We start from the raw sequence: 7,722 nt of genomic DNA, 5'->3' as shown, positions 1-7,722 counted from the left end.
AGGGGCAAGAGCCCTTGGTTACTTGGGGCTTTTCCAAGTGACTCGCCGTAAGGGCGAAACCAATAGCGGCCGTTACCGCAGAAACGGATATGTACCCCGATCTAAGTGAACGGCATTCCGCACGGTACCGGAAATTTCAAACAGGCAACATCAAGGAGGCGATTAATGAGCTATACCCGCTAATCTCCCATCGCAGTTCTTCAGCACCGGAGGTTGGCAATGAAGCCCAGTCACTCACTTGCAGCTCTAATGATCACCGCAAGCCTTTTCGGCTGCACCACTTCATCCACCCCTGGAGTGAGCGTTCCTTTGGTGGCCACGCAGCAGAACACCGGTCAGATCGGCAATGTAACGTTGGCCGACTGGGGCAAAGAAACCGGGTTCAGTTTCTTCATCAGTGGTGCCCCAAGCGGATCGTCTCTGCCCTTGCGCCTCTACACCTTCATCAATAAAGGCAGCTGCCAGCAACCCGGGCCAGTCGCTTACGCCATGAATGATCGTGTCACCACCGAACGCCAGGCCATACGCGGCTGGGCTTTCTCAAGAAGCGCGCCTGTCGCAATGCCGGTCCTGCTTTCCGGTGAGTACTCCATCGTCGTGCGAAGTGCACCGGACAGTGGCAACGTCGATATTTTTTGCGGAGATATCAGGCAGAAAGGCTCAGGGAAATAGCCTCTCTTTCACGTCTCAATCACATCGTCCGCCCAACTGATGGCCGCAACAACGGTGGGGAAACCGATCGTGCTGGTCAGTGAAATCAGCGTGTGACGAATCTGCTCTGGCGTAGCACCCGCCTCCAGTGCTCGTCGGGTATGACTGTGCACCGCGCCCTCGGATCGGATGGCCGCTGCGGCACCGAGCTGGATCAACTGGACAACGATCTCTTCCAACGGGCCGGTATGACGCACCGCCGTACCCAAGGCCTCAACGGCAGCCAGGTAATCCGGGTACTGCTGTTCGAGACGCTGGTAGGTGTTGTGCACTTTCTTCTTTGTCATGTTGGTTTCCTCGCGTTGGAGGGCGATCAGTTCTCGCCTTGGCGCCCGAGTCATCAGGCTGCGATTTGCGAAACTTGCACACTGCAACAGTAGGCTACGCTTACAGCAGCTTATTGCACACGATGCTCGCGTCTGCAGGTTTTGGTTTGTTCTGGAGAGCGTCTGCAACAGCTATTTCAGACAGGCCCAAACAATTCACGCAGGACTACGTGATGACCGAACCCCTCCTCAGTTTTGATCAACTCAAGCGTGCTGCCGCCTCCGGCGAGATCGATACCGTTCTTGTTTGCATGGTCGACATGCAAGGCCGACTGGTCGGCAAGCGATTCCAGGTCGAGTTTTTCATCGACAGCGGCCATGAAGAAACCCACTGCTGCAATTACCTACTGGCCGACGACATCGACATGGAGCCGGTGCCGGGTTACGCCGCCGCCAGCTGGAGCAAAGGCTATGGCGACTTTGTGCTCAAGCCCGACATGTCCACCTTGCGCCGGGTGCCCTGGCTCGAATGCACGGCGCTGGTGCTCTGCGATGTGCTCGATCATCACCATCGGCGCGACCTGCCGCACAGCCCGCGGGCGATTCTGAAAAAGCAGGTCGAGCGACTGCGCGAGCGCGGCTACACCGGGATGTTCGCCTCGGAACTGGAGTTCTATCTGTTCGACGAGAGCTACGAAGCCATCCACGAGCGCAACTACCACAAGCCGAAAACGGCCGGTCACTACATCGAGGACTACAACATCCTGCAGACCACTCGCGAAGAGCCGGTGCTGCGGGCAATTCGCAAGCATCTGCAGGCCAGCGGCATTCCCGTGGAAAACTCCAAGGGTGAATGGGGGCCGGGCCAGGAAGAGATCAACATCCGTTATGCCGATGCGCTGACCATGGCCGACCACCACGTCATCATCAAGCACGCCTGCAAAGAGATCGCGCAACTGCAGGGCAAGGCGATCACGTTCATGGCCAAGTGGCGCTATGACGCCGCCGGTTCCAGCAGCCACATCCACAATTCGCTGTGGGACAAGAACGGTAAAAAGCCGCTGTTCTTCGACACCAAGGCTGAGTTTGGCATGTCGAAACTGATGCGCTCCTGGGTGGCTGGACAGCTCAAATACGCTAACGACATCACCTGTTTTCTCGCGCCCTACATCAATTCGTACAAGCGCTTTCAGGCCGGCACCTTTGCCCCGACCCGGGCAGTGTGGAGTCGTGACAATCGCACCGCAGGTTTCCGTTTGTGCGCAGAAGGCAGCAAATCCATCCGCATCGAATGCCGCATTGGCGGCGCCGACCTCAACCCCTATCTGGCCTTCGCCGCCTTGATCGCGGCGGGACTGGCCGGTATCGACGAGAAGCTCAGCCTCGCGCCGCCCTTCGAGGGCGATGCCTACGTCGACGAACACTTGCCTGAAGTCTCGAAGACCCTGCGCGAAGCCTGCGCCGCACTCCAGGGCTCGACCATGTTGCGCGAAGCGTTCGGCGATGAAGTGATCGACCACTACGTGCACACCGCCGAATGGGAGCAGAAAGAGTACGACCGGCGGATCACCGACTGGGAACTGCAGCGTGGTTTTGAGCGCTATTGAGACCGCCATCATGACTTCAACGATTCAACTCATCTCCCCGGTCGATGGCCGGGTCTATGCCGAACGCCGCTGCGCCGATGCAGCGCAAATCGACCAGGCGCTGGCGGCGGCCGAAGCTGCCCAGGCGCAATGGAAACGCCGGCCACTGAGCGAACGCGCCGCCTTCTGCAGCGCCGCGGTGGACGCGATGCTGGCCATGAAGGCTGAGATCGTGCCGGAACTGGCCTGGCAGATGGGCCGCCCGGTGCGTTTTGGCGCTGGCGAACTGCGCGGGTTCGAAGAGCGTGCCCGCCATATGATCGCCATTGCGCCTGAAGCGTTGGCAGCGCTTGAACCCACACCCATCGCCGGTTTTCGACGCTGTATCAAACGCGAACCGCTGGGTACGGTGCTGGTCATCGCCCCTTGGAACTACCCCTACCTGACGGCGGTGAATACGATTATCCCGGCGCTGATGGCCGGCAACAGTGTCATCCTCAAACACGCGTCGCAAACGCTGCTGGTGGGTGAACGGTTCGCCGAGGCGTTTCGCCGCGCGAATCTGCCCGAAGGGCTGTTCCAGAACCTGCTGCTCAGTCACGTTTATACCGGAGCGATCATTGCCTCTGGACGCGTGCAGCAAGTGAACTTCACCGGCTCGGTCGAAGCCGGCAAATCCATGGAACACGCAGCCGTCGGAGGCTTCCTCGGCGTGGGCCTGGAGCTCGGTGGCAAAGACCCGGCCTACGTCCGGGCAGACGCCAACCTGGAACACGCGGTGGAAAACCTGGTGGACGGCAGCTTCTTCAACTCCGGGCAAAGCTGTTGCGCGGTCGAGCGTATTTATGTCGATGAAAAAATCTACCCGGCGTTTGTCGAACGCTTCGTCGCGCTGACTCGCCAATACGTGCTGGGCAACCCGCTGGACGAAGCCACCACGCTCGGCCCGCTGGTGACACCGAGTGCCGCTGATTTCGTTCGCGGGCAGATCGCCGATGCACTGAACCAAGGCGCTCGGGCGCTGATCGATCCAAAAGGTTTTCCTGCCGACGCACCGGGCAGCGCCTACCTCGCGCCGCAAGTACTAGTGGATGTCACCCATCAAATGTCGGTGATGCGCGAGGAAAGCTTTGGTCCCGTGGTCGGCATCATGCCGGTGACCAGCGACGACGAAGCCATCGCCTTGATGAACGACAGTGAGTTCGGGCTCAGCGCCTCCATCTGGACGCAGGACCTTGCCGCCGCCGAACGCCTGGGCAACGAGATCGACACCGGTACCGTGTTCATGAACCGCTGCGATTACCTGGACCCGGCCCTGGCCTGGACCGGGGTGAAGAACAGCGGGCGCGGCGTCACGCTGTCGCGCCTGGGTTATGAAAATCTGACCCGCGCGAAATCCTTCCATTTGCGCCACGAGATCTGAGCCATGAGCCTGACCGCGAACTGGAATTACCCCACAAGCATCCGCTTCGGTGTCGGCCGCATCGCCGAGCTCGCCGAGATCTGCCGCAGTCAAGGGATCCAGCGACCATTGCTGGTCACCGACAGTGGCCTGGCGCGTGCCCCGATCACCATCGCAGCAGTGGACGCTTTGCGCGCCGCTGGCCTTGGCGTCGCGCTGTTTTGCGACCTTAAACCCAATCCGGTCGAAGCCAATCTGGCGGGCGGGCTCGACGCCTGGCGCGCCGGTAAACACGATGGCGTGGTCGCCTTCGGCGGCGGCAGTGGCCTGGACATGGGCAAGCTCATTGCGTTCATGAGCGGCCAAACCCGCCCGGTGTGGGATTTCGAAGACATCGGCGACTACTGGACCCGCGCCGACGAAGGCAGCATCGCCCCGATCATTGCGGTGCCGACCACGGCGGGCACCGGCTCCGAGGTGGGCCGTGCGGCGGTGATCATCGATGAGCGCACGCATACCAAACGCATCATCTTCCACCCGAAGATGATGCCGCGCGTGGTCATCAGCGACCCGGCGCTCACCGTCGGCATGCCGGCCAAGGTCACCGCCGGCACCGGCATGGATGCGTTTGCACATTGTCTGGAATCGTATTGCGCCCCCGGTTTTCACCCCATGGCCGAAGGGATTGCGGTGGAAGGCATGCGCCTGGTCGCCAATGCCCTGGTGCGAGCCGTACACACGCCCTCGGATCTGGAGGCGCGCGCGGAAATGCTCGCAGCAGCCGCGATGGGCGCTACCGCTTTTCAGAAAGGTCTGGGCGGGATGCACGCCCTCTCACATCCAGTGGGCGCCCTGTACGACACCCATCACGGCATGACCAACGCCACGTTCATGCCCTATGTCCTGAAATTCAATCGCCCGGCCATCGAGGAACGCATCACCCGCCTCGCGGCTTATTTGCGTCTGCCCTCGCCCGGCTTCGACAGTTTCCTGGCCTTCGTCCTCAAGTTGCGCAAGGACATCGGCGTGCCCCATACGCTGGTTGAGTTGGGGGTGGATGATCGGCAGGCCGACCTGATCGCGGACATGGCGATTGTCGACCCTTGCGCCGGCGGCAACCCGCTGCCATTGACCCGAAATGGCGCGGCAGAAATTTTCGAAGCGGCGTACCACGGCCGTCTATAGAGCAGTTGCCTGTCCATGGCCAAGGTGCGAACGCGCTGCATGGGCGGGATTTATCCGCAAGAAACAGGAGCAGTACGACAAGGGGTTGAAGGCCAGCCCATCCGGCCACGTAAAACCCGGATGGATGCGTATCAAAACCTGAGGGGCACACAACATGAAGCCAGCAAGCCAGCCCGGCACGAGCGCGCCGCAAGACGATGACGTCAAGGTGCTGCACAGCATGGGCTATGCCCAGCAGCTCTCGCGACGCATGGGCGTTTTCTCCAACTTTGCCATTTCCTTTTCGATCATCTGCATCCTCTCGGGTGGTATCAACTCACTCGCTCAGGGCACCTCGGGTGCAGGCGGTGCGTCAATCGGCATCGGCTGGCCGATCGGTTGCCTGATCTCCGGGGTGTTCGCCATGGCCATGGCGCAGATTTCCTCGGCCTACCCCACCGCTGGCGGCCTCTATCACTGGGGTTCGATTCTCGGTAACCGCTTCACCGGATGGCTGACCGCGTGGTTCAATTTGCTCGGGCTGGTCACCGTGCTCGGTGCGATCAACGTCGGCACCTATTACTTCTTTTTCGGCGCCTTCGGACCGGCCCTGGGCATGGAGGACACCACCACGGTGAGGGTGATTTTCCTGGCGATCCTGACCGGCCTCCAGGCCTTGTGTAACCACCTGGGTATCGGCCTGACCGCGAAGCTCACCGACTTCTCGGGGTATCTGATCTTCGCCACGGCGCTCGCGCTGACCATCGTCTGCCTGATCTCTGCTCCCAGTTATGAGTTCGCCCGGTTATGGACCTTCAGCAACTATTCCGGCGAGGCTGGCGGCAGCGTTTGGCCACAGGTCTCGAACGGCTGGATTTTCATGCTCGGCCTGCTCTTGCCGATCTACACCATCACCGGCTATGACGCCTCTGCGCATACCTCGGAAGAGACCCGAAATGCTGCCATGTCGGTGCCACGCGGGATGGTCATGTCGGTGGTCTGGTCGCTGCTGTTCGGCTGGGTGATGCTCAGCGCGTTCGTATTGATGCTGCCGAACATGGATGACGCGGCCAAGCAAGGCTGGAACGTGTTTTTCTGGGCCATGAACACACAAGTCAACCCAACGTTGAAGCTCGCACTGTACGTGGCGATATTCATTTCGCAGGTCCTCTGTGGGCTGGCGACGGTGACCTCGGTTTCACGCATGATCTTCGCCTTCTCCCGGGATGGCGGCTTGCCCTGCTCGAAAGCGCTGGCCTCGGTCTCGCCGACATTCCGTAGCCCGGTGGCGGCGATCTGGACCGGTGCCACCCTCGCGGTATTGTTCGACTGGGGATCGTCGGTGATATCCGTCGGTGCAACGCCGGTCTACACCATCGTGGTGTCTTGCACGGTGATCTTCCTATTCTTCTCCTTCGTCATCCCTATCGTGCTAGGCCTGTTTACCTTCGGGACGTCGAAGTGGCCAACCATGGGGCCGTGGAACATGGGGCGTTTCTGGTACACCGTGTTTGCCCTGCTCTCGGTCCTCTCGATGGTGATCATTTTCGTCATCGGCATTCAGCCACCGAACGATTGGGCGCTGTACATCACCATCGGCTTTCTGGTGCTGACGGCCATCGTCTGGTTCGGTTTTGAAGCTCGCCGCTTCCAGGGTCCGCCGATTGGCGACATGATCGTCAAGCGTCAGGCTGAAATTGCCGCTGCTGAAGAGGCGTTGAATAAACGGGCTGGAAGTTGATCGCTACAGATGAGTAACCTGTGGCGAGGGAGCTTGCTCCCGCGGGGCAAGCGCAAGTTTCAGGTCATAGGGTTGGCCCGACTTGAGCACGCCATAAACGAAGTGCAGTAGCTTGCGCAAAGCGGCACAGATGATCTGCTTGGGGGCCTTGCCGTTGACCTTCAAACGATCCTTCATGGCCCTGATCGCCTTGTTATGCTCCAGCTAGAGCGGTTTGCCCAGCGCAGCATCGATCATGTGACGCACGCCCCGCAGTACCTGGGCTGACACCTCCGGCCTGGCCTTCGCCGTGGCGCGCGCAACCGAGAGGGCGCCCACCATTGCCGCAACGATGCCCATGGCGGTGCCAAGCGCGTCGACGCCGGGATTGTTGGCGGCGACCCTGCGCTCAAACGCCCGCACCAGCACCATGTAACCTTCGGTAAACGTTGCGCTGATCGCAATATCCTGGCGGCCGATTTCGCTGGCGGACGCGGCCATTGCGCAGTGCTCGGCGTAGTCGTCGCGCTTATCGACGGATAGATAATCGGACAGAAAACGCTCCAGGTCCGGCTCGCCATCGACCGTGCCCGTGTAGAGCTTGGCATTCCCCTGCTCCAGGCTCCACGCCAGCGCCTCGGCCGCCAGCACGTCCTTGGATGGGAAATGTGCGTACAGCGCACCATGGGTCAAACCAGCCGACTTGCTGATTTCGGCAACGCCCACCCCGTCGATCCCTTTCTGTCGAAACAGGCGACTCGCCGTCTCCAGCAGTGCGGCGCGATTGGCTTCTGATTTTTCTTTCGAGATTTTCATAATGAGGCTCCTCTGCGCTCACTCTCGCACATTATGGTTGCACTCACAATGAACGAA

Annotated in this window: 8 protein-coding genes; 5 read left to right on the top strand and 3 right to left on the bottom strand. The window is 60.5% G+C overall.

Annotated features, from left to right (window positions below; genetic code table 11):
* Positions 1-219: 219 nt before the first annotated feature.
* Positions 220-672 carry a hypothetical protein gene (locus QF010_RS26645; RefSeq protein ID WP_429534254.1) on the top strand — a complete coding sequence of 151 codons (453 nt, stop codon included), beginning with the start codon at positions 220-222 and terminating at the stop codon, positions 670-672.
* An 8-nt stretch (positions 673-680) separates the two neighbouring features.
* Here QF010_RS26645 and QF010_RS26640 read toward each other — a convergent pair whose 3' ends face one another.
* Positions 681-998: a carboxymuconolactone decarboxylase family protein gene (locus QF010_RS26640; RefSeq protein WP_033056561.1), complete on the bottom strand. Its 318-nt coding sequence runs from the start codon at positions 996-998 to the stop codon at positions 681-683.
* A gap of 212 nt (positions 999-1,210) precedes the next feature.
* On the opposite strand from QF010_RS26640, the gene QF010_RS26635 reads away from it, so the two are divergent.
* The 4 genes from QF010_RS26635 to QF010_RS26620 all read left to right on the top strand — a co-directional run bounded on the left by QF010_RS26635 (position 1,211) and on the right by QF010_RS26620 (position 6,870).
* A complete protein-coding gene (locus QF010_RS26635) occupies positions 1,211-2,584 on the top strand; it encodes a glutamine synthetase family protein (protein WP_046055479.1) in 1,374 nt (457 codons plus the stop codon).
* 10 nt (positions 2,585-2,594) lie between these two features.
* On the top strand, positions 2,595-3,986 hold the full coding sequence (locus QF010_RS26630; RefSeq protein ID WP_429534253.1) for an aldehyde dehydrogenase family protein: 1,392 nt from the start codon (positions 2,595-2,597) through the stop codon (positions 3,984-3,986).
* Between the two features lie 3 nt (positions 3,987-3,989).
* Positions 3,990-5,150: an iron-containing alcohol dehydrogenase gene (locus QF010_RS26625; protein ID WP_429510278.1), complete on the top strand. Its 1,161-nt coding sequence runs from the start codon at positions 3,990-3,992 to the stop codon at positions 5,148-5,150.
* 154 nt (positions 5,151-5,304) lie between these two features.
* Positions 5,305-6,870: an amino acid permease gene (locus QF010_RS26620; RefSeq protein WP_429534252.1), complete on the top strand. Its 1,566-nt coding sequence runs from the start codon at positions 5,305-5,307 to the stop codon at positions 6,868-6,870.
* A gap of 3 nt (positions 6,871-6,873) precedes the next feature.
* On the opposite strand, the gene QF010_RS26615 is transcribed toward QF010_RS26620, so the two are convergent.
* Both QF010_RS26615 and QF010_RS26610 read right to left on the bottom strand, forming a co-directional pair.
* Positions 6,874-7,047 (bottom strand): hypothetical protein, encoded by a 174-nt coding sequence (locus QF010_RS26615; RefSeq protein WP_429510280.1) that lies wholly within the window; start codon positions 7,045-7,047, stop codon positions 6,874-6,876.
* Between the two features lie 27 nt (positions 7,048-7,074).
* Positions 7,075-7,665: a TetR/AcrR family transcriptional regulator gene (locus QF010_RS26610; RefSeq protein ID WP_429510281.1), complete on the bottom strand. Its 591-nt coding sequence runs from the start codon at positions 7,663-7,665 to the stop codon at positions 7,075-7,077.
* Positions 7,666-7,722 lie beyond the last annotated feature (57 nt).

Origin of the sequence: Pseudomonas silensiensis (genome assembly GCF_050434865.1) — a bacterium.
GTDB classification, from domain to species: Bacteria; Pseudomonadota; Gammaproteobacteria; order Pseudomonadales; family Pseudomonadaceae; genus Aquipseudomonas; species Aquipseudomonas fluorescens_W.
The sequence above is the reverse complement of the archived record's forward strand: the minus strand, read 5'-3'. Positions and strand labels throughout refer to the sequence as shown.